Annotated in this window: 41 protein-coding genes and 1 pseudogene; all 42 read right to left on the bottom strand. The window is 45.5% G+C overall.

The features are described from left to right. Positions 1–121 precede the first annotated feature (121 nt). A complete protein-coding gene (gene rplQ, locus KJS52_RS26100; protein ID WP_213520415.1) occupies positions 122–487 on the bottom strand; it encodes a 50S ribosomal protein L17 in 366 nt (121 codons plus the stop codon). 51 nt (positions 488–538) lie between these two features. Next, on the bottom strand, positions 539–1,483 hold the full coding sequence (locus tag KJS52_RS26095; RefSeq protein WP_213520413.1) for a DNA-directed RNA polymerase subunit alpha: 945 nt from the start codon (positions 1,481–1,483) through the stop codon (positions 539–541). Positions 1,484–1,609: 126 nt separating this feature from the next. Then, entirely contained in the window at positions 1,610–2,005 is a 396-nt protein-coding gene (gene rpsK, locus KJS52_RS26090) for a 30S ribosomal protein S11 (protein ID WP_213520411.1), read from the bottom strand. Between the two features lie 19 nt (positions 2,006–2,024). Further along, a complete protein-coding gene (gene rpsM, locus KJS52_RS26085; RefSeq protein ID WP_213520409.1) occupies positions 2,025–2,393 on the bottom strand; it encodes a 30S ribosomal protein S13 in 369 nt (122 codons plus the stop codon). Between the two features lie 20 nt (positions 2,394–2,413). After that, on the bottom strand, positions 2,414–2,527 hold the full coding sequence (gene rpmJ / locus KJS52_RS26080; RefSeq protein ID WP_015253313.1) for a 50S ribosomal protein L36: 114 nt from the start codon (positions 2,525–2,527) through the stop codon (positions 2,414–2,416). Between the two features lie 42 nt (positions 2,528–2,569). Next, entirely contained in the window at positions 2,570–2,785 is a 216-nt protein-coding gene (gene infA / locus KJS52_RS26075; protein ID WP_015847200.1) for a translation initiation factor IF-1, read from the bottom strand. Continuing rightward, a complete protein-coding gene (locus tag KJS52_RS26070; protein ID WP_213520407.1) occupies positions 2,778–3,062 on the bottom strand; it encodes a KOW domain-containing RNA-binding protein in 285 nt (94 codons plus the stop codon). Before KJS52_RS26070 ends, infA begins: the two co-directional genes overlap by 8 nt. 14 nt (positions 3,063–3,076) lie before the next feature. After that, positions 3,077–3,835, bottom strand: a complete 759-nt coding sequence (map, locus tag KJS52_RS26065; RefSeq protein ID WP_213520405.1) for a type I methionyl aminopeptidase — start codon at positions 3,833–3,835, stop codon at positions 3,077–3,079. Further along, positions 3,835–4,485 (bottom strand): adenylate kinase, encoded by a 651-nt coding sequence (locus tag KJS52_RS26060; RefSeq protein WP_213520403.1) that lies wholly within the window; start codon positions 4,483–4,485, stop codon positions 3,835–3,837. The genes map and KJS52_RS26060 overlap by 1 nt, the downstream gene beginning before the upstream one ends. Positions 4,486–4,574: 89 nt before the next feature. Continuing rightward, positions 4,575–5,876, bottom strand: a complete 1,302-nt coding sequence (gene secY, locus KJS52_RS26055; RefSeq protein ID WP_213520401.1) for a preprotein translocase subunit SecY — start codon at positions 5,874–5,876, stop codon at positions 4,575–4,577. Next, entirely contained in the window at positions 5,877–6,317 is a 441-nt protein-coding gene (rplO, locus tag KJS52_RS26050; protein WP_213520399.1) for a 50S ribosomal protein L15, read from the bottom strand. Between the two features lie 52 nt (positions 6,318–6,369). Beyond that, positions 6,370–6,549 carry a 50S ribosomal protein L30 gene (gene rpmD / locus KJS52_RS26045; RefSeq protein WP_213520397.1) on the bottom strand — a complete coding sequence of 60 codons (180 nt, stop codon included), beginning with the start codon at positions 6,547–6,549 and terminating at the stop codon, positions 6,370–6,372. 13 nt (positions 6,550–6,562) lie between these two features. Next, positions 6,563–7,060 (bottom strand): 30S ribosomal protein S5, encoded by a 498-nt coding sequence (gene rpsE, locus KJS52_RS26040; protein ID WP_213520395.1) that lies wholly within the window; start codon positions 7,058–7,060, stop codon positions 6,563–6,565. Between the two features lie 24 nt (positions 7,061–7,084). Then, positions 7,085–7,453 (bottom strand): 50S ribosomal protein L18, encoded by a 369-nt coding sequence (gene rplR, locus KJS52_RS26035; RefSeq protein WP_213520393.1) that lies wholly within the window; start codon positions 7,451–7,453, stop codon positions 7,085–7,087. A 61-nt stretch (positions 7,454–7,514) separates the two neighbouring features. Next, positions 7,515–8,057 (bottom strand): 50S ribosomal protein L6, encoded by a 543-nt coding sequence (gene rplF, locus KJS52_RS26030; protein ID WP_213520391.1) that lies wholly within the window; start codon positions 8,055–8,057, stop codon positions 7,515–7,517. 31 nt (positions 8,058–8,088) lie between these two features. Next, a complete protein-coding gene (rpsH, locus tag KJS52_RS26025; RefSeq protein ID WP_213520389.1) occupies positions 8,089–8,487 on the bottom strand; it encodes a 30S ribosomal protein S8 in 399 nt (132 codons plus the stop codon). 31 nt (positions 8,488–8,518) lie between these two features. Beyond that, on the bottom strand, positions 8,519–8,704 hold the full coding sequence (locus KJS52_RS26020; RefSeq protein WP_062490520.1) for a type Z 30S ribosomal protein S14: 186 nt from the start codon (positions 8,702–8,704) through the stop codon (positions 8,519–8,521). A 26-nt stretch (positions 8,705–8,730) separates the two neighbouring features. Beyond that, positions 8,731–9,273: a 50S ribosomal protein L5 gene (gene rplE / locus KJS52_RS26015; RefSeq protein ID WP_213520387.1), complete on the bottom strand. Its 543-nt coding sequence runs from the start codon at positions 9,271–9,273 to the stop codon at positions 8,731–8,733. A gap of 30 nt (positions 9,274–9,303) precedes the next feature. Next, positions 9,304–9,657 (bottom strand): 50S ribosomal protein L24, encoded by a 354-nt coding sequence (gene rplX, locus KJS52_RS26010; RefSeq protein ID WP_213520385.1) that lies wholly within the window; start codon positions 9,655–9,657, stop codon positions 9,304–9,306. Positions 9,658–9,709: 52 nt separating this feature from the next. Further along, the gene (gene rplN / locus KJS52_RS26005) at positions 9,710–10,078 is read right to left on the bottom strand and encodes a 50S ribosomal protein L14 (protein ID WP_213520384.1); all 369 of its coding nucleotides are present in this window, start codon (positions 10,076–10,078) and stop codon (positions 9,710–9,712) included. A 45-nt stretch (positions 10,079–10,123) separates the two neighbouring features. Then, positions 10,124–10,387, bottom strand: a complete 264-nt coding sequence (rpsQ, locus tag KJS52_RS26000; RefSeq protein ID WP_213520382.1) for a 30S ribosomal protein S17 — start codon at positions 10,385–10,387, stop codon at positions 10,124–10,126. Between the two features lie 49 nt (positions 10,388–10,436). Continuing rightward, a complete protein-coding gene (gene rpmC, locus KJS52_RS25995; RefSeq protein ID WP_213520380.1) occupies positions 10,437–10,637 on the bottom strand; it encodes a 50S ribosomal protein L29 in 201 nt (66 codons plus the stop codon). Further along, positions 10,627–11,061, bottom strand: a complete 435-nt coding sequence (gene rplP, locus KJS52_RS25990; protein WP_213520378.1) for a 50S ribosomal protein L16 — start codon at positions 11,059–11,061, stop codon at positions 10,627–10,629. Before rplP ends, rpmC begins: the two co-directional genes overlap by 11 nt. Before the next feature lie 2 nt (positions 11,062–11,063). Next, positions 11,064–11,726 (bottom strand): 30S ribosomal protein S3, encoded by a 663-nt coding sequence (gene rpsC / locus KJS52_RS25985; RefSeq protein WP_213520376.1) that lies wholly within the window; start codon positions 11,724–11,726, stop codon positions 11,064–11,066. Positions 11,727–11,739: 13 nt separating this feature from the next. Further along, complete coding sequence (gene rplV, locus KJS52_RS25980) at positions 11,740–12,075, bottom strand: 50S ribosomal protein L22 (RefSeq protein WP_213520374.1); 336 nt, start codon at positions 12,073–12,075, stop codon at positions 11,740–11,742. A gap of 43 nt (positions 12,076–12,118) precedes the next feature. Then, positions 12,119–12,400 (bottom strand): 30S ribosomal protein S19, encoded by a 282-nt coding sequence (gene rpsS, locus KJS52_RS25975; protein ID WP_213520372.1) that lies wholly within the window; start codon positions 12,398–12,400, stop codon positions 12,119–12,121. A gap of 67 nt (positions 12,401–12,467) precedes the next feature. Next, a complete protein-coding gene (rplB, locus tag KJS52_RS25970; RefSeq protein ID WP_213520370.1) occupies positions 12,468–13,298 on the bottom strand; it encodes a 50S ribosomal protein L2 in 831 nt (276 codons plus the stop codon). 17 nt (positions 13,299–13,315) lie between these two features. After that, positions 13,316–13,609, bottom strand: a complete 294-nt coding sequence (rplW, locus tag KJS52_RS25965) for a 50S ribosomal protein L23 (protein WP_213520368.1) — start codon at positions 13,607–13,609, stop codon at positions 13,316–13,318. Further along, entirely contained in the window at positions 13,609–14,232 is a 624-nt protein-coding gene (gene rplD / locus KJS52_RS25960) for a 50S ribosomal protein L4 (protein WP_213520366.1), read from the bottom strand. The genes rplW and rplD overlap by 1 nt, the downstream gene beginning before the upstream one ends. 28 nt (positions 14,233–14,260) lie before the next feature. Further along, the gene (rplC, locus tag KJS52_RS25955) at positions 14,261–14,884 is read right to left on the bottom strand and encodes a 50S ribosomal protein L3 (protein ID WP_213520364.1); all 624 of its coding nucleotides are present in this window, start codon (positions 14,882–14,884) and stop codon (positions 14,261–14,263) included. Between the two features lie 37 nt (positions 14,885–14,921). Further along, positions 14,922–15,230 carry a 30S ribosomal protein S10 gene (rpsJ, locus tag KJS52_RS25950; protein WP_005544556.1) on the bottom strand — a complete coding sequence of 103 codons (309 nt, stop codon included), beginning with the start codon at positions 15,228–15,230 and terminating at the stop codon, positions 14,922–14,924. Positions 15,231–15,562: 332 nt separating this feature from the next. Further along, on the bottom strand, positions 15,563–16,321 hold the full coding sequence (locus tag KJS52_RS25945) for a hypothetical protein (RefSeq protein ID WP_213520362.1): 759 nt from the start codon (positions 16,319–16,321) through the stop codon (positions 15,563–15,565). Continuing rightward, the gene (locus KJS52_RS25940) at positions 16,315–17,016 is read right to left on the bottom strand and encodes an ABC transporter ATP-binding protein (protein WP_213520360.1); all 702 of its coding nucleotides are present in this window, start codon (positions 17,014–17,016) and stop codon (positions 16,315–16,317) included. The genes KJS52_RS25945 and KJS52_RS25940 overlap by 7 nt, the downstream gene beginning before the upstream one ends. Next, entirely contained in the window at positions 17,013–17,399 is a 387-nt protein-coding gene (locus KJS52_RS25935) for a GntR family transcriptional regulator (RefSeq protein WP_213520358.1), read from the bottom strand. The genes KJS52_RS25940 and KJS52_RS25935 overlap by 4 nt, the downstream gene beginning before the upstream one ends. A 36-nt stretch (positions 17,400–17,435) precedes the next feature. Further along, positions 17,436–18,194, bottom strand: a complete 759-nt coding sequence (locus KJS52_RS25930) for an ABC transporter permease (RefSeq protein WP_213520356.1) — start codon at positions 18,192–18,194, stop codon at positions 17,436–17,438. Continuing rightward, on the bottom strand, positions 18,187–19,137 hold the full coding sequence (locus KJS52_RS25925; protein WP_213520354.1) for an ABC transporter ATP-binding protein: 951 nt from the start codon (positions 19,135–19,137) through the stop codon (positions 18,187–18,189). Before KJS52_RS25925 ends, KJS52_RS25930 begins: the two co-directional genes overlap by 8 nt. Positions 19,138–19,430: 293 nt before the next feature. Continuing rightward, on the bottom strand, positions 19,431–19,976 hold the full coding sequence (locus tag KJS52_RS25920; protein ID WP_213520352.1) for a 50S ribosomal protein L25: 546 nt from the start codon (positions 19,974–19,976) through the stop codon (positions 19,431–19,433). Positions 19,977–20,178: 202 nt separating this feature from the next. Continuing rightward, positions 20,179–20,691: an anaerobic ribonucleoside-triphosphate reductase activating protein gene (gene nrdG, locus KJS52_RS25915; protein ID WP_213520350.1), complete on the bottom strand. Its 513-nt coding sequence runs from the start codon at positions 20,689–20,691 to the stop codon at positions 20,179–20,181. A 17-nt stretch (positions 20,692–20,708) separates the two neighbouring features. Continuing rightward, positions 20,709–22,742 (bottom strand): annotated as a pseudogene (locus KJS52_RS25910) (anaerobic ribonucleoside triphosphate reductase); the annotation flags it as partial. Between the two features lie 381 nt (positions 22,743–23,123). Continuing rightward, on the bottom strand, positions 23,124–23,918 hold the full coding sequence (locus KJS52_RS25905) for an ABC transporter ATP-binding protein (RefSeq protein ID WP_213520346.1): 795 nt from the start codon (positions 23,916–23,918) through the stop codon (positions 23,124–23,126). Between the two features lies 1 nt (position 23,919). After that, complete coding sequence (locus KJS52_RS25900; RefSeq protein WP_213520344.1) at positions 23,920–24,828, bottom strand: ABC transporter permease; 909 nt, start codon at positions 24,826–24,828, stop codon at positions 23,920–23,922. A 116-nt stretch (positions 24,829–24,944) separates the two neighbouring features. Continuing rightward, positions 24,945–25,997, bottom strand: a complete 1,053-nt coding sequence (locus KJS52_RS25895) for an ABC transporter substrate-binding protein (RefSeq protein WP_213520342.1) — start codon at positions 25,995–25,997, stop codon at positions 24,945–24,947. Positions 25,998–26,157: the final 160 nt, after the last annotated feature.

Here is a 26,157-nt window from a genome sequence, read left to right as displayed (position 1 = left end):
AATGCTATATTCGCCGTCGACTAAGCTTCGAAGCATCACATCGTCATCAAAGTCCAGCTTTTAAACCTTCCATATCTCCATATAAAAAAAGGTGGTCCTGTTAAAGGCCCACCTTCCACAATTAATCACGGTCAACTAGCTCTAAGTAAACCATAGGAGCAGCGTCACCACGGCGAGGTCCAAGCTTAAGGATACGCGTGTAACCACCGTTGCGTTCTGCGTAACGAGATGCCAATTCAGAGAAAAGCTTTTGAATTGCGTCTTTCTCGCCATCTACAGTTTCACGACGTACGTAAGCAGCAACTTGACGACGTGCATGAAGGTCACCCTTCTTTGCTTTCGTGATTAGCTTTTCAGCGATAGAACGAACCTCTTTCGCTTTAGCTTCTGTAGTTTGAATACGCTCATATAGGAACAAGTCAGTGACAAGATCACGGAAAAGAGCTTTACGTGCGCTTGAGTCACGACCTAATTTTTGGTATGCCATTTTGATTTCCCCTCCCTTGCTGTTTTCTGCACCGATTCAAGTAGAGAAGTTCTACTCATCCATGCGCAGACCAAGACCAAGCTCTTCGAGCTTCTCTTGAACTTCCTCCAAGGATTTGCGACCAAGGTTGCGCACCTTCATCATATCCTCTTCAGACTTCGTAATTAGCTCTTGCACGGTATTGATGCCTGCACGCTTCAAGCAGTTGTATGAACGAACAGAAAGATCAAGCTCTTCGATTGTCATCTCAAGCACTTTTTCTTTCTTGTCTTCTTCCTTCTCAACCATAATTTCCGCATCTTTGGCTTCATCCGTTAATCCAACGAACAAGTCCAAGTGCTCTGTCAATATTTTAGCTCCAAGGCTAACTGCCTCTTCTGGTCGAATACTACCGTCAGTCCAAACCTCAAGCGTTAGCTTGTCATAGTTCGTCACTTGACCTACACGAGTATTCTCTACGCTATAATTAACACGAGTAATGGGCGTGTAGATTGAATCTACAGGAATGACGCCTATCGGTTGATCGTCGCTTTTGTTCCGGTCAGCTTGCACATAGCCACGTCCGCGATTAGCGAAAATTCTCATGTGCAGGCGTGCACCAGATGCTAAAGTCGCAATGTGAAGATCAGGGCTCAAAATCTCGACATCACTATCAGCACGAATATCACCAGCCGTTACGATACCTTCTCCTTCAGCGTCAATTTCCAATACCTTTTCTTCATCGGAGTGGATTTTCAGCGAGAGTCCTTTCAAATTCAGGATGATTTCCGTTACGTCCTCGATCACCCCTGGAACTGTAGAAAACTCATGCAGAACACCGTCGATTTGCACGGATGTCACTGCCGCGCCAGGCAGAGAAGATAACAAAATTCGACGAAGCGAATTTCCCAGCGTAGTGCCGTATCCGCGTTCTAGCGGCTCAACAACGAATTTACCGTACGTGCCTCCGTCGTTCAATTCTACGGTTTCGATTTTCGGCTTTTCGATCTCAATCACAATAGTACCCTCCTTCAAACGTCGCTCCGTTACCTAAGTCGTTTTTATGTCAAACCTCGTAGTATGCCAAACCTTCACAACCATTATTCACAGATTGTTACCATTTGATACCACCAAGCCTACAAATTACACGCGACGACGTTTTGGTGGACGGCATCCGTTATGCGGAACTGGTGTAACGTCCTTGATCAAGTTAACTTCCAAACCAGCAGCTTGAAGCGAACGAATAGCAGCTTCACGCCCTGCGCCAGGACCTTTAACCATTACCTCAACCGTTCTCATGCCATGCTCCATTGCAGCTTTAGCAGCAGATTCAGCAGCCATTTGCGCTGCGAAAGGAGTGCTCTTACGAGATCCTTTGAAGCCTAGACCACCTGCACTTGCCCAGGAAATCGCATTACCGTGCGGATCTGTAATTGTAACGATTGTGTTGTTAAATGTCGAGCGGATATGCGCTACGCCGCTATCAATATTTTTACGATCACGACGTTTTGTACGAACGACTTTTTTAGCTTTAGCCATTATCGTTTATCCTCCCTTCTTATTTCTTCTTGTTAGCTACAGTACGACGAGGACCTTTACGTGTACGAGCATTTGTTTTAGTACGTTGACCACGAACAGGAAGACCACGACGGTGACGAAGACCGCGGTAGCAACCAATTTCAGTTAGACGTTTAATGTTAAGTGAAATTTCACGACGTAGGTCGCCTTCCACTTTAACAGTTTTGTCGATTTCATCACGAATACGACCAAGCTCATCTTCTGTTAGATCGCGAACACGAGTGTCCGGATTAACGCCAGTCGTTGCAAGAACCTTCTGAGCCGTAGTATTTCCGATACCGAAAATATACGTCAAAGAGATCACGACGCGTTTGTCACGCGGAATGTCTACACCAGCAATACGTGCCATTGGCTATGTTCCTCCTCCTTTTATCCTTGTTTTTGTTTGTGTCTCGGATTTTCACAAATCACCATAACATTACCTTTGCGACGAATGACTTTGCATTTCTCGCAAATCGGCTTAACCGAAGGTCTTACCTTCATTGTGATTACCTCCCGAATCTTTCGTAAATAGAACAATGAAGTTTATTTACGATAGGTGATACGCCCTCTTGATAAATCATAAGGCGATAACTGAATGACCACTTTGTCACCCGTAAGAATACGAATAAAATGCATTCTTAGCTTGCCAGATACATGAGCAAGAATTTGATGTCCATTTTCCAGCTCAACCTTGAACATGGCATTTGGCAATGGTTCAATAACCGTACCTTCAACTTCAATAACATCTTCTTTAGCCATTTTCAATCTCCTTTCCATGTGCGTACTTCTGCACAGCAAAACGCAACTTAGCATTAGTAACTTTGCCTGTTTCCTGCAAGCTGATTGCGACCTCTTGACTGATGATAGGCAGCAGCTCGAGATGCAGAACGTTCTTTTTCTTTGGCGTATCGAATTTGCGTTTATTTCCATCTGCAATCAACACGAAGCGCTCATCCAGCACTTCTACAATAACAGCATAACGCTCCTCGTCTTTACCTTTAAGAATTTTGATTAATTGTCCGACTTGTGCTTTCATCGTTATCGTTTCCTTTAACTTTGAGATGGCAGCTTCGTCAATATCTCAAAACCGTCCTCCGTTACGGCAACCGTATGTTCAAAATGAGCACACCATGAGCCGTCCCGAGTCACTACCGTCCAATTGTCTTCAAGTGTCCGAACATATCGTTCTCCTATGTTAAGCATAGGTTCGATAGCTAGCACCATTCCAGGCTTTAGCCGCGGGCCTCTGTCGGCAATGCCATAGTTCGGAATTTGCGGCTCCTCATGCAAATCAGCGCCGATTCCATGACCGACATATTCACGAACTACAGAAAATCCAGCTGCTTCAATTACCTCTTGGATGGCGTGCGATATCGTATACAGTCTGACATCAGGCTTTACTAGTGAGATTCCAGCGTACAGTGATTGCTCACCGACAGTCAGTAATCGCTCCACCTCAGGTGTTACAGCACCGACTGGATACGTCCAGGCTGAATCACCGTGGTAACCTCTATACTGCGCGCCGATATCGAGACTAATAATATCACCCTCGTTCAGCTTGCGTGAACCTGGAAACCCATGCACAAGCTCGTCATTGACAGAAGCACAGACGCTGGATGGGAAACCATTATAACCTTTAAAAGATGGAATTGCACCTTGACTTCGAATGTACTTTTCAGCTATCGCGTCGAGCTCACCCGTCGTAATGCCAGGCTCAATCGCTTGAGCCATTAATTGATGCGTCTCGGCAACAATTCGCCCTGCTTCTCTCATTAATTGCAGTTCCGATTCGGATTTGCAAATGATCATTACAAGGAACCTCTCAAAGTTGAAATGATCTCAGCAGTAACAACATTGATATCCTGTTCACCGTTGACTTCGCGCAACAATCCTTTATCACCGTAAAACGATAGCAAAGGAGCCGTTTTCGATGTATATTCATCAAGACGCGTACCAACCTTCTCCTCTGAATCATCAGAGCGCTGGTACAGCTCTCCGCCATCCTTATCGCAGATTCCTTCTGTTTTCGGAGGGTTGAACAATACATGATACGTTGCGCCGCAAGTTTTACAGATGCGACGTCCTGTTAGGCGAGCTAGCAGTAAATCGCGATCTACACTCAGGTTCACAACATGATCGATGCTGCGGCCTAGCTCTTGCAGCATTGCATCAAGCGCTTCGGCTTGCTGAATCGTGCGCGGGAAACCGTCAAGCAAAAAGCCGTTTGCGCAATCGTCCTGCGCCAGTCTTTCCTTTACGATCCCGTTAGTGATCTCATCAGGAACGAGCAGACCTTGATCGATATACTCCTTCGCTTTAAGACCAATTGGCGTGCCCTGCTTCATCGCCAGGCGAAAAGCATCGCCAGTAGAAATGTGAGGAATGCTGAACTCCTCAACGATTCTCTCCGCTTGCGTTCCTTTACCTGCTCCCGGAGGACCCATAAATAGAATATTCATTAGTGTGTTCCTCGCTTTAAGCACAATAGGTCCGTTAGGGCGCGCCGCAATGTTCGTCTAGTCACGGCAGCCCCTGTGCGAACCTGTTGTTATTTATTGATAAACCCTTTGTAATGGCGTTTGATCAATTGGCCTTCAATTTGTTTCATCGTATCAAGTGCAACACCGACAACGATAATCAACGAAGTACCACCTAGCTGAATGGAGCGGTCTAATCCTGCAAGTGATCCGAAGAGCACAGGGAAGATTGAAATAACCGCCAAGAAAATCGCACCTGTCAATGTCAATCTTGTCAATACTTTAGTCAAATAAGAGGAAGTCGGCTTGCCCGGACGAATGCCTGGAATGTAGCCTCCGTTCTTTTTCATTTGATCCGCCATTTGAACAGGATTGATTTGTACAAAGGTATAGAAGAACGTAAAGCCGACAATTAACAGTACATAGAGCACCATGCCAAGCGGCTTGTCATAGCTCAAATTGTCGATCGTCCATCTTGCCCATAGTTTATCTGCAAAGAAGTTCGCAATCGTAACTGGGAACATCAATAGAGAGATCGCGAAGATAACCGGGATTACCCCTGCGCCGTTAACCTTCATCGGAATATGAGTAGATTGACCACCGTACATTTTGCGTCCAACTACGCGCTTCGCATATTGAACAGGGATTTTACGAATACCTTGCTGAATGAAAATTACGCCAACGATCATTGCCAGTACGACAAGAACAATCAGAATGATTTTCGCGATGTTCAAGAACAGATTGATATCATCGCCAGCAAGCTGAGTTTCATACAATGTGCGAATATGACCAGGCATACCTGCTATAATCGCAGCAAAGATTAGAATAGAGATACCATTACCGATGCCTTTTTCTGTGATTTGCTCGCCAAGCCACATCAAGAATGCAGTACCTGCAGTCAAGATGATCGCAATAACAAGATAATCTACGAAGGTAGCATTGTGGATAATCTCTACGCCATAGATACGATTGAAGCCAATCGAAGTAGCGAAACCTTGTACCAGACCTAATATTACAGTACCGTAGCGTGTAATTTGAGCAAGCTTGCGCTTACCCTCCTCACCTTGCTTCGCCCACTCAGCAAAACGCGGAATAACGTCCATTGACAATAGCTGCACGATAATCGATGCAGTAATGTAAGGCGTAATCCCGATCGCTAGAATGGAGAAGTTGAAAAGTGCTCCACCTGAGAACGTATTAAGCAAGCCAAACAGGTCTTCCCCATTTGAACCCGCCTGTTTTAGTAGCTCAGTGTCTACACCTGGTACCGGAATAAAGGCACCAATACGATAAATCAATAACACAAAGAGAGTGAACAGAATTCTAGTGCGAAGTTCTGTTACTTTCCAAATATTGGACACGGTCGTAAACAATTAGATCACCTCGGTTTTACCGCCGGCAGCCTGGATTTTCTCTACCGCAGATTGAGAGAACTTATTCGCTTTTACAGTAAGTCCTACGTTCAATTCACCATTACCCAAGATTTTAATTCCTGCTAGCGCATTTTTTACAATGCCTTGTTCAAGAAGAACTTCTGGAGTGATTTCTGTACCTGCAGCAAAGCTGTTCAAATCTTGAATGTTTACAATCGCATATTCTTTGCGGAACGGGTTGTTGAAACCACGTTTTGGCAAGCGACGATACAACGGGTTTTGTCCACCCTCGAATCCAGGACGAACACCGCCGCCAGAACGAGCGTTTTGACCTTTATGACCTTTGCCTGCTGTTTTACCATTACCTGAACCAATACCACGACCTTTGCGCTTATTCACAAATGTGGATCCAGGAGCTGGAGCTAATTCATGCAATTTCATCGTTCGTGCACCTCCTTATTGTTTTCGTAATAATCTTATCCCGAGCTGTCGATTAAACTTCTTCAACTTTAACCAAGTGCTTAACATGGTGTACCATGCCGCGAATAGCTGGGCTGTCGTTAAGAACGACCGATTGACGAATTTTGCGAAGGCCGAGCGACTGAACAGTTGCACGTTGTTTCTCGTTGCGGCCAATCAAACTGCGAACGAGGGTGATTTGCAATTTTGCCATCGATTTTCCCTCCTTAACCTAGTAGCTCTTCAACAGTTTTTCCACGAAGCTTAGCAACATCTTCAGCGCGTTTTAGGCGAGAAAGTCCTTCAAGCGTCGCGTTTACCATGTTTAGAGAGTTGGAAGAACCAAGTGATTTCGTTAAAATATCGCCAACGCCAGCTAGCTCTAGTACTGCACGTACTGGACCGCCAGCGATAACTCCTGTACCTTCAGATGCTGGCTTCAAAAGAACTTTACCAGCTCCGAAACGACCTTCAATTAGGTGAGGAATAGTAGTTCCTACAAGTGGTACATGGATCAGGTTTTTCTTAGCATCTTCGATACCTTTGCGAATCGCATCAGGTACCTCGCCAGCTTTACCGATCCCTGCGCCAACGTAGCCTTTTCCGTCACCGACAACTACTAGTGCGCTAAAGCTGAAACGGCGTCCGCCTTTAACAACTTTTGCAACGCGGTTAATATGAACTACTTTTTCAGTAAGTTCCAACGTATTAGGATCTACACGCAAGTCGTTTACCTCCTTATTAAATGATTAGAATTTCAAGCCAGCTTCGCGAGCTGCATCCGCTAGTGCTTGAATTCTTCCGTGGTATAGATATCCGCCACGGTCAAATACTACATCTGAAACTCCTTTAGCTACAGCACGTTTTGCAATCAATTCGCCAACTTTAGAAGCAGATTCAACGTTGCCGCCATTGCCGATAGAAGCTGCAAGCTCTTTATCTTTAGTAGAAGCGGACACGATTGTCACACCAGCTACGTCATCGATTAGTTGAGCATAGATGTGCTTGGAAGAACGGAACACAGACAAGCGTGGACGAGCTGCTGTGCCGTTGATTTTTTTACGAACGCGGAAACGTCTTTTCAGACGAGCTTTGTTCTTATCAGCTTTTGTAATCATCCAGGTACACTCCTTTCCTTTGCCTTAAGACGCAACATTAAGCGAGCTTGAGAGCCGCTGCTTATTTCTTCTTACCGGCTTTACCTTCTTTACGGATGATGCGCTCATTCTCGTATTTAATACCTTTACCTTTATACGGCTCAGGAAGACGAACGGAACGGATTTCAGCAGCGATCTGCCCTACGCGTTCTTTATCAATACCGTGAACAGTAATTTTAGTTGTACCAACTACCTCAAATTCAATTCCCTTTTCTGGAGAGAACTCAACCGGGTGGGAGTAACCAACGTTCAATGTAATTTTCTCGCCTGATTTGTTAACGCGGTAACCTACACCTACTAGCTCAAGATTTTTCTTAAAGCCTTCAGTAACACCTGTAACCATGTTAGCAATGATCGAACGAGTCGTTCCATGTAGAGAACGATGCAATTTATTATCAGAAGGACGCTCAACTGAAATTTCATTTTCAGCAACTTTTACGATCATATCGCTATGAAGCGTACGAGTTAGCGTACCTTTAGGTCCTTTAACAGAAATAACCGAGTTTTCCACAGTAACAGCAACACCTGCTGGAACTGGAATCACTTTACGACCGATACGTGACATTGTTACACCTCCTGTCTTCGTTACTTGTATCTTACCATACGTAGCAGACTACTTCGCCGCCAGCTTTAGCTTGACGCGCTTCTTTGTCTGTCATTACACCTTTCGATGTAGAGATAATCGCAATTCCAAGTCCACCAAGGACACGAGGAACTTCGTTAGCTTTTGTATACACGCGTAGGCCTGGCTTAGAAATACGTTTCAATCCAGTAATTACACGCTCTTGGTTAGCTCCGTATTTCAAGAAAATACGAATCATACCTTGCTTGTTATCCTCGATGTATTCAGCATCACGGATAAATCCTTCACGCTTCAAGATTTCAGCGATTTCCTTTTTCACTTTTGAAGCGGGCATTTCTACAGTTTCGTGACGTACAACATTCGCGTTGCGAATGCGTGTCAACATATCTGCAATCGGATCAGACATAACCATTAGTGTGAACCTCCTTCCCGAACTAGGCTGATTACCAGCTTGCTTTTTTAACGCCAGGAATCTGGCCCTTGTATGCTAACTCGCGGAAACAAATCCGACAAATTTTGAACTTTTGCAAAACAGAATGCGGACGACCACAACGCTCACAGCGTGTATACGCACGAACTTTGAATTTCGGTTTGCGTTGTTGCTTCACTTTCATCGAAGTTTTTGCCACTCGGTATTACACCTCCTAGTAGTGGATTACTTCGCAAACGGCATACCCAATTGGGTTAGCAATTCACGAGATTCTTCGTCTGTTTTTGCCGTCGTGACGATGACGATATCCATACCACGTGTTTTGTCAACTTTATCATACTCAATCTCTGGGAAGATAAGTTGCTCTTTCAAACCAAGTGTGTAGTTACCGCGACCATCGAATGCTTTAGTAGACACACCTTGGAAGTCACGTACGCGAGGCAACGAAATATTGAACAATTTGTCCAGGAAATGATACATACGCTCACCGCGTAGTGTAACTTTAACCCCGATCGGCATGTTCTCACGCAGCTTGAAACCAGCGATAGATTTTTTAGCGCGTGTTACAACTGGCTTTTGACCAGCGATAAGTTGAAGCTCTTCAAGTGCAGTATCAAGAACTTTGGAGTTGGAAACTGCTTCACCAATACCCATGTTGATAACAACTTTCTCTACTTTAGGCACTTGCATTACTGAACTATAGTTAAACTTCTGCATTAGAGCAGGAGTAATTTCATTAAGAAAGCGACTTTTCAGTCTTGCTGTCATTGCTTATAGACCTCCTTCCTACTATGGCAATTAGTCAATCTGTGCGCCAGAACGCTTAGCGATCCGAACTTTTTTACCATTGTCTAGCACTTTGTATCCAATGCGTGTTACTTTTCCGCTCTTCGGATCCACGTGCATAACGTTGGATGCGTGAATTGGAGCTTCCTGCTCAATGATGCCACCTTGCGGATTCGCTTGAGATGGACGAGCATGCTTCTTCACAATATTTACACCTTCAACAAGTACACGGTTTTCACGCGGGTAAGCAGCGATTACACGGCCCTTCTTACCTTTGTCTTTACCAGAAATAACGATAACCGTATCGTCTTTCTTAACGTGCAGCTTGTTGTTATGGGATTCCAATAACTTTTTCACTTTTGGCATTTATTACACCTCCTGCTCGCTTGTGCTTTCAGGGTTATCTCCATATTGGAGCTTAGATTACTTCTGGAGCCAAAGATACGATCTTCATGAAGTCTTTTTCACGAAGCTCACGAGCAACTGGTCCAAAAATACGAGTACCACGTGGGCTCTTATCTTCTTTCACTACAACTGCTGCATTTTCATCAAAAGAGATGTAAGAACCATCTTTACGACGTACAGAACGCTTTGTACGTACGATAACAGCTTTAACTACATCACCTTTTTTGACAACGCCCCCTGGTGTTGCTTGTTTAACAGAACAAACGATAAGATCTCCGATCGCTCCAACACGGCGGCCAGTACCACCAAGCACACGGATACACATCAATTCTTTTGCACCAGAGTTGTCAGCAACTTTAAGTCGCGTAAACGGTTGAATCATTTCAACGTCCTCCTTTCAAGAAAGCTTGTAAAGCGCAAACGTTCATTAAAGAATGACAGCTTCTTCAACAACTTCGACCAGTCTGAAGCGCTTGTCTTTAGATAGCGGACGAGTTTCCATGATTTTTACAATATCGCCGATTTTAGCTGTATTGTTCTCATCATGTGCTTTATATTTTTTCGTATATTTAATACGTTTATGGTACAAATCGTGTTTTTTGTAAGTTTCAACAGCAACTACGATTGTTTTGTCCATTTTGTCACTTACCACTTTGCCGATTTCTACTTTACGGGCATTGCGTTCGCTCATGTTTGGCCTCCTTCCTGACCGTGATCAAAGATTCATCAGCTAACTATAATTAGCTGCTGATTCCAAGCTCTCTTTCACGAAGAACTGTTTTTGCGCGAGCAATTTCTTTGCGCACGTCACGAATACGAGTCGGATTGTCCAGTTGACCTGTTGCCAATTGGAAACGAAGGTTGAACAGCTCTTCCTTGAAATCAGCGATTTGCTTTTCGATTTCAGCAGAGGTTAGGTTGCGAAATTCACTAGCCTTCATTTGCTTCACCACCCACTTCTTCTCGTTTCACAAACTTACATTTAACAGGCAACTTGTGAGCAGCAAGACGCATCGCTTCGCGAGCAACTTCCTCAGGAACGCCAGCAAGCTCAAACATAATTTTGCCTGGCTTAACGACAGCAACCCATTTCTCAACGTTACCTTTACCACTACCCATACGTACCTCAAGAGGCTTTTGAGTAATTGGCTTGTCTGGGAAAATTTTGATCCATACTTTACCGCCACGTTTGATGTAACGTGTCATCGCAATACGAGCTGCCTCGATTTGGCGGTTTGTAATCCATGATGGCTCAAGTGCTTGCAGACCGTATTCACCGAATGCTACAGTAGTACCGCCTTTAGCACGACCTTTCATATGACCGCGTTGTTGTTTGCGGTGCTTTACGCGTTTAGGTACCAACATGATTAGTTGCCTCCTTCCTGTGGAGCTTTCTTCTTAGTAGGAAGGACTTCACCACGATAAATCCATACTTTGACACCTAGACGACCATAAGTCGTATGTGCTTCTGCTGTACCATAATCGATGTCAGCACGAAGTGTATGAAGTGGAACAGTACCTTCGCTATATCCTTCAGTACGAGCAATCTCAGCGCCGCCTAGACGACCGGAAACTGCTGTTTTAATTCCTTTTGCACCAGCGCGCATAGAGCGTTGAATCGCTTGTTTAAGTGCACGACGGAATGAAACACGACGCTCAAGTTGTTGAGCAATGCTTTCTGCAACAAGTATAGCATCAAGATCTGCTTGCTTGATTTCTGCAATGTTGATATGAACTTTTTTGTCCTTAGCGATTTTACCTAGTTGAACACGAAGGTTTTCAACTTCAGCTCCACCTTTACCGATAACCATACCTGGCTTAGCAGTATGAATCGTAACGTTAACGCGGTTAGCCGCACGCTCGATTTCGATATGGGAAACTGCTGCATCTTTCAGCTTGTTCTTAAGGTATTCGCGAATTTTTACGTCTTCTAGTAGAAGATCGCCGAAGTCTTTGTCTGCATACCATTTGGATTCCCAATCACGGATAATCCCGACACGCAATCCGACTGGATTTACCTTTTGACCCACTCGTTATCCCTCCTTATTTTTCTGATACGACCAAAGTGATGTGGCTGGTTCTCTTATTAATTCTGCTTGCGCGCCCCATTGCACGTGGGCGGAAACGTTTCATTGTTGGTCCTTGGTTTGCGTATACTTGCGATACGACCAGGTTATTAACGTCGAGCTGATAGTTGTGCTCAGCGTTAGCAATTGCAGAGTTCAACAGCTTCTCCAAAATCGGGGAAGCAGCTTTTGGCGTATGACGCAGAATCGCGATTGCTTCACCAACTTGCTTGCCACGGATAAGGTCAGCCACCAGTTGAGCTTTACGAGGAGCAATACGTACGAAACGTGCGTGTGCTTTAGCTTCTGCCATGTTGGAACCTCCTCTCATTCATTAGAAAGTGATCATAGGCAAATTAACGTCTGCCTGTCTTTTTATCATCAGCAGCATGGCCTTTGTATGTGCGTGTTGGCGCGAATTCGCCTAGTTTGTGACCAACCATATCTTCTGTCACATATACTGGTACATGTTTACGACCATCATACACTGCAAAAGTGTGACCGATGAATTGCGGGAAAATCGTAGAGCGACGAGACCATGTTTTAATTACAGCCTTTTTGTTCGACTCATTCATTTCCTCAACTTTTTTCAAAAGGTAGCCATCGATAAATGGACCCTTCTTCAAACTGCGACCCATGTGAGATCCTCCCTTCACGTAAGAGCTCTTGCACAGCTTATGCTATGCGGCTTGTATCAAGCTGTTATTACTTCGTACGACCACGAACGATATATTGGCTTGATGCTTTTTTCTTCTTGCGTGTTTTGTATCCAAGTGTCGGTTTGCCCCAAGGAGACAATGGAGATTTACGACCGATCGGAGCGCGACCTTCACCACCACCGTGAGGGTGATCGTTAGGGTTCATTACTACCCCGCGAACTTCAGGACGTTTACCCAACCAGCGAGAACGACCAGCTTTACCGATTTTAACAAGCTCATGATCTTCGTTACCTACAGATCCGATTGTTGCACGGCAAGTGCTAAGAATGTGACGAACTTCGCCAGAGTTCAAACGAACGGTTACATAGTTTCCTTCTTTACCAAGCAATTGAGCTTCAGTACCAGCAGCACGAACCAATTGTCCGCCTTTGCCTGGCTTCAACTCAATGTTGTGGATAACTGTACCAACTGGAATGTTTGCAAGCGGCAAAGCATTACCAATTTTAATATCCGCATCTGGACCAGATTGGATTTGATCGCCTACTTTAAGACCTTTTGGTGCAATAATGTAAGCTTTAGCTCCGTCCACATAATGAATCAAAGCGATGTTGGAAGTACGGTTAGGATCGTACTCGATTGTAGCAACTTTACCGATGATACCGTCTTTGTTGCGTTTGAAGTCGATAATACGGTATTTGCGTTTATGTCCACCACCTTGGTGGCGAATTGTAATTTTACCTTGGTTGTTGCGACCAGCTTTTTTAGGAAGAGGTGCAAGCAACGATTTCTCCGGAGTGCTTGTCGTAATCTCTTCAAATGTAGATACGCTCATATTACGACGTGCAGGAGAGGTCGGTTTATACTTTTTAATTGGCACGAATGTTCCCTCCTTTTCTATACTGACGTTTCAAAGAACTCAAGCTCTTTGCTATCTTCGCTCAATTGAACGATTGCTTTTTTCCAGTTAGGTCTGTAGCCGCTGTAACGACCATAACGTTTTAGTTTGCCTTGAACGCGCATTGTGTTCACGCTTGTAACTTTAACGTTAAAGATTTCCTCGATAGCGGACTTGATTTCGGTTTTGTTCGCGCGTAGGTCTACTTCAAAAACATAACGTTTAGCAGCCATAAAATCGCTTGTACGTTCCGTAATAACCGGGCGCTTGATGATATCGCGAGGATTTTTCATTACGCAAGCACCTCCTGTACTTTCTCTACCGCTTCTTTAGTGATAATCAACTTATCATGAACAAGTACATCACGAACATTGATGCCATCAGCAGCGACGAATTTAATTCCCGGGATATTGCGTGCAGACAATGCAACGTTATCCTCATAGTTTGCTGTTACAACCAAAGCTTTGTGATCTACTTTAAGGTTGCTAAGCACCTTTGCGAATTCCTTCGTTTTTGGAGCTGCAAAAGCCAGCTGATCCAATACGATGATGTTTTCTGCAACTACTTTAGAAGAAAGCGCAGATTTGATCGCAAGGCGACGAACTTTCTTAGGAAGCTTGAAACCGTATGAGCGAGGTGTTGGGCCAAATACTGTACCACCACCAACCCATTGTGGAGAGCGGATGCTACCTTGACGAGCGCGACCTGTACCTTTTTGTTTCCAAGGCTTACGTCCACCGCCGCGTACTTCGGAGCGTCCTTTCGTTTTGTGTGTCCCTTGACGCTCAGCAGCGTTTTGCAAAAGGACAGCACTGTGCATAACATGAACGTTAGGCTCGATGCCGAACACGCTATCAGCAAGTTCTAGCTCACCAACCTGCGCACCGCTCACGTTGTATACTGTTACTTTAGGCATTTCTTGTTCCTCCTTTCTTCAAAGACAATTAGCTTTTAACTGATTGTTTAATTTTTACAAATCCGTTTTTCGGACCTGGGATTGAACCTTTAACAAGAATCACGTTGCGCTCAGCGTCTACGCGAATAACTTCAAGCTTTTGAATTGTAACGGTTTCTGTACCCATATGTCCTGGTAGATGTTTACCTTTTGGTACACGGTTCGCCTGGATAGAACCCATGGAACCCGGACCGCGGTGGTAACGAGAACCGTGAGTGTTAGGACCAGTGCTTTGTCCCCAACGCTTGATTACACCTGCGAAACCTTTACCTTTTGAAATACCTGTTACGTCAACAAATTCACCTTGTGCGAACAGATCAGCATTAACTGTTTGGCCAACCTCATACTCGCCAAGATTGATTCCGCGAATTTCGCGAACGTAGCGCTTAGGAGTTGTGTTAGCTTTCTTAGCATGGCCTGCAGCAGGTTGGTTAGATCTGCTTTTTTTCTTATCAGCAAATCCTAGTTGAACCGCTTCATAGCCGTCGTTTTCCAAGTCTTTCTTCTGAAGCACTACGCATGGTCCAGCTTCGATTACGGTTACTGGAATAACATTGCCCTCAGGAGTAAATACTTGAGTCATACCAAGTTTTTTACCTAAGATACCTTTCATGTTGACACCTCGTTTCCTCTCTATACTGACATTCATCTTACAGTTTGATTTCGATATCTACACCGGATGGTAGATCCAGACGCATCAAAGCATCAACTGTCTGCGGCGTTGGATTCACAATATCGATCAAGCGCTTATGTGTGCGCATTTCGAATTGCTCACGAGAATCCTTGTACTTATGCACAGCACGTAGAATAGTGATGATTTGCTTTTCCGTTGGCAACGGAATCGGCCCGGATACTCCTGCACCGGAACGTTTTGCAGTTTCCACAATTTTTTCTGCGGACTGGTCAAGAATTCTATGATCGTATGCTTTCAAGCGGATACGAATCTTTTGCTTTGCCATTTTAAGTCCCTCCTTCTATCGCCCAATTTTTTAATCGGACATACTCCGTAAGAAAACCCGTCACACGCCCCATGGCAAAGGGGCCGGGTGTGTCGGCAACCTCTTACATCAACGCAACGTCAGACCAACAGTCAATATTATACACGAGTGGGCATACGATTGCAACTGAATTTATACATGCATGACCATATTTTTTCGCTGCCTTTTTCTTGCTATTTTTCCCCACAATAAAAGCAGCCAAACCTGGCGTGCAGCAAGCATTAAAGCTCTTTGCACATCGAAGTTGGCTGCGTTAGGGCGTGTCATCGGAGCTCTCAGACACGCCCTATCATTTATGGCTCAACGTGTTTCTTCATTATATATGTGGTTGCTGCGAACAGCAGCGCCAGCTTGGTGAGGCTTACGAGAAGCATCTTTAGCCACTCTCCGTTCCATCGTATCGTAATCCAATCGATTCGGGACATTTCACCCTCAGTGATCTCAATGCCAACAAACGGCGGCGCTCCTTGACGATTGACACCAAACAGCCAATTCGACACATACTCCCAGACGATGGACAATACAATGAAAAGCAAGACGCCAATCCACGCGCGATACTTGCCCTTAAAAGCGTACGTTGCAGACATCGCAAGCATAATAAGCATGAATATGGCGAGTGAATCCAGCAGCATATAACCGACCAGGACAGCCAGTACATCAACCCGCAGCAACTGCTCCAGCAAGGAATCAAACATCGAGTAGTTGAAGGTTACATCAGCCAGATAGAGAAACACTAGCTTAAGCAGCAGTGGAATAAGCGAGTAGATGGCCGCCAGCAAAAGCATCGAAGCAATTTCAACCTCTGTTTTGATTGGCAGCAAGCGCCGATGGTAGCTCTTTAGCTGATGGTTAAACGTAACACAGGCGATAATGAGAAACAACAGTCCTGTGACGACTGCAACCAGCAAGCCGAACATAAATACGATCTCGTCGCTCCAGCCCCATTGATATTTGCAAGCGAGCAGCAGGCCATATACGATAACAGATGCCGCGATTACGATATAGCTGGTTAAGCTGTTCATCCTCCAATTGTACTTCAGCAGCTTCAGCATTCGGCGTACACCTCCTTGAAAAGCTCATCAATGCTTTTCCCACGCTTCATACGGACTTCCTCTACTTCCTCATGCAGCAGCAGGCTGCCTTGCTTCAGCATAATGACTTCATCAAATATTCGCTCAATATCCGTTAGCAAATGTGTTGCCAGCAAAATGCTGCTCTCGGGGTTGTAATACTCCACAATCGCATCGAGAATGTTGCCGCGCGCAACCGGGTCCACACCGCCAATTGGCTCATCAAGCAAGTATAGGCTGGCGTTTCTCGATAGTGCCAGTGTTAACTGCAGCCGCTCCTGCATTCCCTTCGACAGGCTGGTAACGCGATCCTGTGCGTTCAGTCTCATAAACTGCATCATATCTTTCGCTTTGCCATCATCAAAGTCTGGATAAAAGTCGCGATGAAAGGCAAACGCATCTTTTACCCGCATCCACGACTCTGTCAACGGCGCATCCGGCATATAAGACACCACTTGCTTCGTAGCAGGTCCTACTGAAGCACCCGCAATGCTGATCGTCCCGCTATTCGGACGCGCCAAACCAGCAAGCAGCTTCATTAATGTTGTTTTCCCGCTGCCATTGCTGCCCAGCAAGCCGATGATTTTGCCGCGATCAATCGAGAAGCTGACGCCTTGCAGCGCTTTCTTGCGCCAATAGCTTTTATAGACATCCTTTACTTCCAGCAAATGACTCACTCTAGCTCACCTCGCTGCTGTTCCTGCTCCATCGCATCACTAACTATAGAGATAATTTCACTGCTGGCAAAACCGAGCTCGCGCATGCCTTGAATAAAATGATCGATTAACTCTCCCGCCATTTCTTTTTTTATCTCCATAATCTTCGACTCCTCACTTGTTACATATCGGCCGAGCCCACGCTTCGTTTCGACTATTCCTTCCCGCTCCAGCTCGGAAAAGGTTCGCTGCACTGTATTGGGGTTAATTTGCAGCTCTTGCGCCAGCTCGCGCACAGATGGAATTTTGTCGCCAGATCGCAGCTTCCCTGCTACGATCTGCTTTTTCAAATAACTCATAATCTGCACATATATCGGGAGATTATTGTCAAATTCAATCGCCATGCTTTCACTCTCCTTTCTGCAGCAGGCTGATGGGCATTAGGCTACATCCCGTTTTTTGAACACATAGAACGCAATGCCAACAATCGCAATGAGATAGATGGCGATTACCGCAACAGAAAAGCCAAGACTCATGCCTTCCATTGGCGGCGTACCGTTTTCATATACTTGCAAATTCGTATTAAAAAACAGCACATACTTGGCAAAATCATAGCGGGACAGCAGCATCGTCATAACGCCTTCCAAAAAAATAATACAGAACGTTATCCCAATCGTCGCGCCGGTTGATTTCGTTAAGATGCTAAGCATAAATATAATGGAGAGATAAACAATTGTATAGACTAACGTATAAGCCGAAGCTTTCACAACCTCAAACCAACTGCCGTCCAAGTTGCCAAAACCGAAGAAAATAAAGTAAACGAGCAGACCAACCAGCAAGCTGTACAGCAGCAGCACAAGCATAAAGAGCAGCAGCGCGACGAGCTTCGACGCCAAAATCTTGCTGCGCGAATGGGCTCTTATAAGCAGCAGCTTAATGGTGCCGAGCTGATGTTCGCCAGATACAATGCTGGCCGCATAGATCATACATAGAAAAACAAATACAGAGCCGCCGCCGCTAAAATCAATAATCGATTGCAGAAAGCCAATTTGCGTAAGCTCCATGTCTGTCATGAAATTTTTCATAACAAATGCGATGCCCAGCGGCATGAGCAGCATAATAAAAAAGGCTACAAAAAAGCTTCTTTTCTTGGTGAGCTTGAACCATTCATTTACGACTAAATTTGCAAAGCTAGACAATGCGACTACCTCCCGTCCATGCTAAAAATTCATCCTCTAACGAGCGCTTAACCTCAACTATGCGATAAACACCAATTTGCTGCCTGCAAAGCTCCTCTACGCATAGAGCGAGTGCTTCATCATTACAGCTTACTTCCAGCTCAGAAGCAGCTGTGTCCAGCTGTACGAGCTGAACTCCATCCAGCCCTCGTACGACTTGCTCTGCTTTTTCAAGCTCACGCACTCTAATGCGAATATCGTTAGCAGCCGTCTGCTCCTGTCCTTGCTGCTGCGCGCCAATAAGCTGCTGGTGGACAAATTTCCCCTGCTGAATGACCACAACCCGGCTGCACATCATTTCCATTTCCGAAAGCAGATGGCTCGACACCAAAATCGCGATCTCTTCCTTCTGGGCTATTTGCTTCAAATAATCCCGCATTTCACGAATGCCTGAAGGATCAAGGCCATTAGTCGGCTCATCAAGAATCAAAATGCTGGGGGAATGCAGCAACGCCTGGGCAATACCTAGACGCTGACGCATGCCTAGCGAATATGACCTCACCTTTTTCCCCATCGCCTCCGATAGCCCGACTATTTCGACAACCTGCTTGATACGCTCTTCTGTAATGCCTATCGTCATCCGCTGATATTGCTTCAAATTGTCCCAGCCTGTCATATACGGATAAAATTCCGGGTTCTCGACAATAGCTCCTACATGCGAAATTGCTTTCGCAAAGCTTGAGCGAATGCTGTGGCCTTTAATTAAGACATCACCGCCGGTCATGCCGATTAAGCCAACAATCATACGAATCGTAGTGGTCTTTCCTGCTCCATTCGGCCCTAACAGCCCTACGATTTCTCCTTTTCTAACGTCAAAGCTCAATTGATCGACGATGACTTGCTTGCCTGCTTTTTTCGTAACCTGCTGCAAGCGCAAGACAACATCCTCTTCATGCACCTTCATCCGTTTCACTCCTAGCCATTTTATTGTGTACCTGTGTATTAGTTAAATAGTACACTATAACATCGCTTTTGTAAATATGAATGATTGCAGCTTGTTCGGACAGCACGTAATGCTGCTGCCAGTCTCATTTAAAACAGAAAGCGGCCAATGCCTGTATCAGCATTGACCGCCATGCGTTGCACTCTGTGAGCAACAAGCTTGCTATTCAAGTTAATTATAAGTCCGTTATATCTATCGAATAAGAACAGCAAGCCGGTGCCTGCTTTCTTCTATGCTCCGTGTTATATCGCAATCTATTTCGCAAGCACTGAGATTAGAATTTCCTTTTCGGATGATACCAAGCTCACCCCATCAGGCAAGTTCAATTCGCTTGCTTGCAGCGACTCTCCAACATCTAGCCCGCTAATATCAACGGTGAGTGAATCTGGAATATAAGCTGGCAGTGCCTGTACTTCAATCATCGTACTGTTCGTTTGAACGATTGCCCCTTGCTTCGTTCCGATTGGTGTGCCCGCATAAACAATGGGCAGCTTGGTGCGCACTTGCTTCTTGTCATCCACCTGCAGGAAATCAATATGAATAATGTCTTGCGTCAAAGGATCACGCTGCATATCCTCCAATAGAACTGCAAGCTCCTCCTCATTATTCAGCTGCAAATAAACAACGCTGCCGCCTCCTGTTTTCATCCACTGCATAAATTCCTTCTTCGGTACATCAATAGAAACATTATGCTTATCTGCTCCGAATACGACTGCAGGAATTCGCCCTGAACGGCGCAACTGCTTCAATTCTCCTCGCTTCTGCTTGTCCCTTACATGAACACCAATTCGATTACTCATCGCAACATTCTCCTTTACAATAAATTACCCTGTGCTTTTCAAAATCAATTGCCGTTGTGACTATGGATTCTGCCCCCATAAGCGAGAGACACTAGAGCATTGCAGCATCACCCCTGTTCCTGTGTATGGAAATAGGCACCTCACTCTTGCGAATGAAATGCCTTTGTCTAATACCATAGCATATCGCTACTTGAAAGTCTAATTACGCGCCTTGCAGCAGAACCGCCTCGCCTGCTTGCAGCGACTGCTGAACATCGATCAGGCGCTGATTGGCAGAACCGCGAAACAAAAGCTTAACTGAAGCTTTATGCTGCATATAGCGTCCATCTACCAGCACATCAATAAGACGCAGCAGCTTTAACCGCTCATAATAGTCCACTGCCGCCGAGTTATGCAGCTGCTCCCAGGTAAAGCCGGTATACGCCCATACATCAAGGCCTAGCTTCCTCGCAGCCTCTGCGATCGTAATTAACGCTGCTGCCTGCAAAAAAGGCTCGCCTCCAGAAATCGTAAGTCCTCTTTGCAGCTTGGCTTGCTGCAGCTGTTCGATAACTTCCTGCTGTTCCACCTCAATGCCGCCGTCTAAAGGATGGGTTTGCGGATTATGGCAGCCTTTGCAGTGATGCAAGCAGCCTTGCGTCCAAAGCACCGTGCGCAAGCCTGGCCCATCCACAATGCTGTCAAATGTCATAGGTGCAGCCAACCTGATTTTCATTGCGCCCACTCTCCCATCTAAGTATGCTTGATACGATCGTTCACCTCGGCTCGCTTCGCATTATTGAACCGCTCCAGCGTCCCGACCAAATAGCCTGTGATGCGTCTAATCCGTTCAAACTTCACTGAACCCGTCTGCTCACTGCGGCCACAGCCAGGACAAATATGGCCTTCGATTACGCCTGAATAACCACAGACCGGATCGCGGTCAATCGGATGATTGATACTGCCATAGCCAATGCCCGCCTGCTGCATCGCTCGTACAATCGCCTCGAACGCTTCCAGATTGCGGGAAGGATCTCCATCGAGCTCAACATATGAAATATGACCGCCATTGCATAGCTCATGATAGGGAGCTTCCTTCTGCAATTTTTCATAGGCCGACAGCTTATAGTAAACCGGTATATGAAAGGAGTTCGTATAATACTCGCGATCGGTCACCCCTTCAATTACGCCATAAGCTTCACGATCCATCGCTGTAAAGCGGCCGGACAAGCCTTCCGCTGGAGTCGCGATCAAAGAAAAGTTCAAATGATAGTAGCTGGCTGCCAAATCCATTCGCTTGCGCATATGTGTCACAATTTCGAGGCCGAGCTGCTGTGCGGCATCGCTTTCGCCATGATGCTCGCCGGTCAGTGCTTTCAAGCATTCCGCAAGTCCAATAAAGCCTAGCGTCAGCGTGCCTTGCGCGATAACCTCTGCAATGCTGTCTTCCGCGTCCAGCCGTTCCGAGCCTCGCCATATATGCTGTCCCATTAAAAACGGGAAGTTTTTCACCTTCTTGCTCGCCTGCAGCTTCATCCGCTCAAGCAATTGGGCAATGACCAGGTCGATGCTCTGATCCAGCTCTCTATAGAACGGACGCAGGTCACCGCCATGCTCGGAGAGAAGACCATGCTTAATACCAAGGCGCGGCAAATTAATCGTCGTAAACGACAGGTTGCCGCGACCGATGACAACTGGATCGCCAGCAATATTGTCCAGCACCCGTGTGCGGCAGCCCATGTACGCTGCTTCTGTTTCCGGGCGCCCCTGTACATAGTGCTTTTTGTTGAAGGGCGCGTCCAAAAAGCTGAAATTAGGAAACAAGCGCTTGGCCGACACCTTGCAGCTTAATTGAAACAAATCATAGTTAGCGTCCTGCGGCTGAAAGTTTACGCCATCCTTCACCTTAAAGATAACAATCGGAAAAATCGCTGTTTCGCCATTGCCTAGTCCACGCTCCAATGCCAGCAGCAAATTTCTGCTGACCATTCTGCCTTCCACCGATGTGTCGGTACCAAAATTTATGCTGGAGAAAGGCACCTGAGCACCTGCACGCGAATGCATCGTGTTCAAATTATGAATAAATGCCTCCATCGCTTGAAACGCTTTGCCATCCGTTTCCTGATACGCTTCTTTATAAGCAAACTGCTGAGCCTTCCTTGCAGCTGCTTCTTCCAGCCCTAGCTGATCTCGCAACGCAGCACGCTCATACTGCGTATATGGTTCGCTTAGCTCAAGCTGCAGCTTGTGTCCGCTCTCTGCTTCCATCACAGCCAGCCAGCCTGACAGCTGTTCAGCAAGCTGCTGATCGTCAGCATCACTCAGTATGCTGAGCGCCCGCCGCAAATGCGTCATATAGCTTTTTCTAAAGGTTTTGCGAATCCCGTCAGCAAGCGCATAATCGAAATAAGGAATGCTTTGGCCACCATGCTGATCATTTTGATTGCTTTGAATCGCGATTGCCGCCAGCGCAGCATAGCTCAATATGTCATTAGGCTCGCGCAAAAAGCCATGTCCCGTAGAAAAGCCACCGTCAAACAGCTTGGGCAAATCAATTTGACAGCAGGTCAGCGTTCCCATGTTCATAAAATCCAAATCATGAATATGAATATCCCCATTATGATGCGCCTGAGAAAACGGCTCGCTTAACAAATGCGTCTGGCAAAAGTATTTCGAAACAGCACTGCCGTACTGCAGCATCATGCCCATCGCCGTATTGCTGTTTATATTGGCATTCTCACGCTTCAAGTTATTCGTCTCGGCATCTGCAAACGTAATATCAGCAATCGTCCGCAGCAATTTAGATTGAACTACGCTCATCAACATCTCTCCAATCTCGATATACAATATGTAGTATCACAATCCACAATTAAACACTACATGTATTATACATCGTAAAAATCGCTGTGCGCCTACGTCATAGAAATTTCAAAACGACCGCCAAAAAATGCTGAAATCGGACGAATTTGTGAACATGTGAAGCAAAGCCGCTTCGAGCTCATTCAAAATAAAGAAGGAGATGCCGGGAAAGTCAGTCAATACTGACTTTCTCGGCATCTCCTCTTGTTGGTTCATCTACACTACGCTTCGGACCAAAGATTCCCTCTAGTTGCTTTCATTTTCCGGGATGGCTTTGATCCTGTGCTGTTATTGCTCAAGTTACTAAGGCTAGCCAAGCACTACGCGGTCATCAGCCATTTTCTTACCGCTAATTTGTTCGAATTCGCCCAGCAAGCGCTCTACCGTCAGCTCGCTTTTGCGATCCTCGTTCACCTGCAAAATAATGCGACCTTTATCCATCATAATGAGTCGGTTGCCAAGACGAATCGCTTGCTCCATATTATGAGTAACCATGAGCGTAGTCAAGTTCAGTTCCTTGACAATTTTTTCTGTCAAATCCGTGACAAGCTCAGCACGAGCCGGGTCGAGTGCAGCAGTGTGCTCATCAAGCAGCAAAATTTGCGGGCGAGTAAATGTCGCCATCAGCAAGCTTAACGCTTGACGCTCGCCGCCTGACAGCAGGCCAACCTTTGCCCCCATACGATTTTCAAGACCGATGCCAAGCCGCGACAGCTCCTCACGGAAAATCGCTTTTGTTTTTTTCGTTACGCCAAAGTTAAAGCCTCTTGCTTGTCCACGCTTATAGGCGACGGCAAGATTTTCTTCAATCGTCATTCGCGGCGCAGTTCCAGCCATCGGGTCCTGGAACACTCGCCCGATCCATTTGCTGCGCTTATGCTCAGGCAGCGAGCTTACATCATGTCCAGCAATTTCAACTACACCAACATCAGGCTTCAGCACACCAGAAATGATATTCATTAGCGTCGACTTACCCGCGCCATTACTGCCGATAATCGTAACAAAATCACCCTGCTTCAAATGCAGCTCCGCTTTCAGCAAAGCGAGCTTCTCATCAATCGTACCGGGGTTGAACAGTTTAGATACACCTTTAATATGAAGCATACTAGCTGACCCCTCCCTTCGACTCCAACTGACTGATGACCTCAGCGGCTCGCTTGCGCGATACTTGCTTTTCGTGAATCGCTCTGCGAATCGTTGGAATAACGAGCGCACCTACAATAATGATAGCTGTAATCAGTTTCATATCTTGCGCGTCCATTCCAGGAACACGAAGCGCAAGCGCATAAATTAAGCGATAAATAATAGCGCCCAAAACAACGGCTAAAGTCGTACGGAAAATAGATTTTTTGCCAAAAATCGCTTCACCAATAATGACAGATGCCAGACCAATTACGATCATTCCGACGCCCATATTATTATTAGTCTGATTCGTTGAGAATGCGATTAAACCGCCAGACGTTGCCACAAGAGCATTTGATAATGAAACTCCAATAATCGTCGTTACGTCCGTATTAGCACCAAAGCTTTTAATCATACGCTGATTGTCGCCCGTTGCACGCAAGCTTAAGCCGACGTTTGTCTTGAAAAACAGATCAAGCAGCAGCTTTACGCCGATTGCGATAATTAAACCAATAAGCAATACACTTGCACCATCAAATAAGTTCGCTTCTCCGCGCAGCGACAGATTTGGCTTGCCCATAATACGCAAGTTAATCGAGTATAACGCAATCATCATAATAATACCGGAAAGCAATCCATTGATTTTGCCTTTTGTGTGCAGCAACCCTGTCATTAAGCCTGCCAGCGCTCCGCCTATAAATGCACAAATTAAAGATAGAATTGGCGCAGTCCCGTTAATCGTCATCACTGTCGCAATTGCGGCGCCAGTTGTAAAGCTGCCGTCTACTGTTAAATCAGGAAAATCAAGCACACGATACGTAATGTATACGCCAAGTGCCATTAATGCATAAAGCAAGCCACTTTCGAGCGCGCCAGTTAAAGCAATTAGCACAAACAATCTCCTCCACAAAAAAATTTAGTTAAGAGCTGCCGCTTTCGCCACAACAATAAAAAATAGGGATCAGCATCCTGACCCCTATGAACTACCTGCAAACATTTGTTAAGACACTATTCAATAATATTTGTTTCAGGATCTTTCACATAGGCCTTCATTTCATCTGTAACGGTGATTCCCATTTCCTCAGCAGCACCAATATTCAAGATGAAATCAAGGTTTTCTGGCTTACGAATATTCATGTCACCAGGATTTTTGCCGTCTTTTAAGATTTCAAGAAGCATTTCGCCAACTTCATAGCCGTGGTCATAATATTTAAACCCAACTGTTGCAAATGCGCCCGCCTCTACTGTATCTCGATCAGAAGAAAAGAACGGTAAATCATGCTCATGAGCAATATCAAGCAGAATGTCGATTGCTTCAACTACTGTATTATCAAGTGTAACATACAATGCATCAACCTGTCCTACCAAAGATTGAGCAGCGATTGGAATATCCGAGCTAGTTGCAATCGGAGCTTCTACAAGCTCAATACCATGCTCAGCCAGACGAGCTTTCGCAGTATCAGCCATCACGACAGCATTGGGCTCACCCTTGTTAATGACGATTCCAACTTTTTTGACATCCTTGAACTCAGAAGCAATAAAATCCATCAATTGATTGATTGCATCCGGGTTAGAGTCAGACGCGCCTGTAACATTGCCGCCTGGCGCTTCCAGCGTCGAAACGAGCTTCGCATCAATCGGATCGGTTACAGCTGCAAACACGACCGGTGAATCAGTAATTTCATCAACAAGCGCAGCCGCACTTGGCGTGGCAATGCCAACAGCTACATCAGGCTTGCCATCTTTAATCTTTTGAGAAATTGGCTGCAGATTGTTGAAGTCCGCTTGTGCATTTTGATAGTCAATTTCAAGATTATCGCCTTCCACCAAGCCTCCATCTGCCAGTGCTGCAATAATTCCATCTTTAACAGCATTCAAGGATGGATGCTCAACAAATTGAGAAATGGCAACCTTATACTTCTTGCCGTCATTGCCGCTGCCGCCAGTATTGCTATTCGTATTGGTATTGCTTGTGCCGTTTGTTGTCTCGCCTTCACCACATGCCGCCATTACAATCATCAGCATCACTAATAGTGTTGCAAACAATCCTTTTCTTTTCATCAAATGACCCCTCTCAGCTTCATACATAATATACGCTTTTAAAACATATTAATATTAACGCACATCTGCGTCAACACATTAAAACGATAAGGTAAAATTTTATACATGAAACACAAAAAAGCTCCCAATAACTGGGAGCTTTTTAAGCAGCTTATGCTGC

Origin of the sequence: Paenibacillus montaniterrae, assembly GCF_018403185.1 — a bacterium.
Taxonomy (GTDB): domain Bacteria; phylum Bacillota; class Bacilli; order Paenibacillales; family Paenibacillaceae; genus Pristimantibacillus; species Pristimantibacillus montaniterrae.
This window is presented reverse-complemented; position numbering and strand designations above follow the sequence as displayed.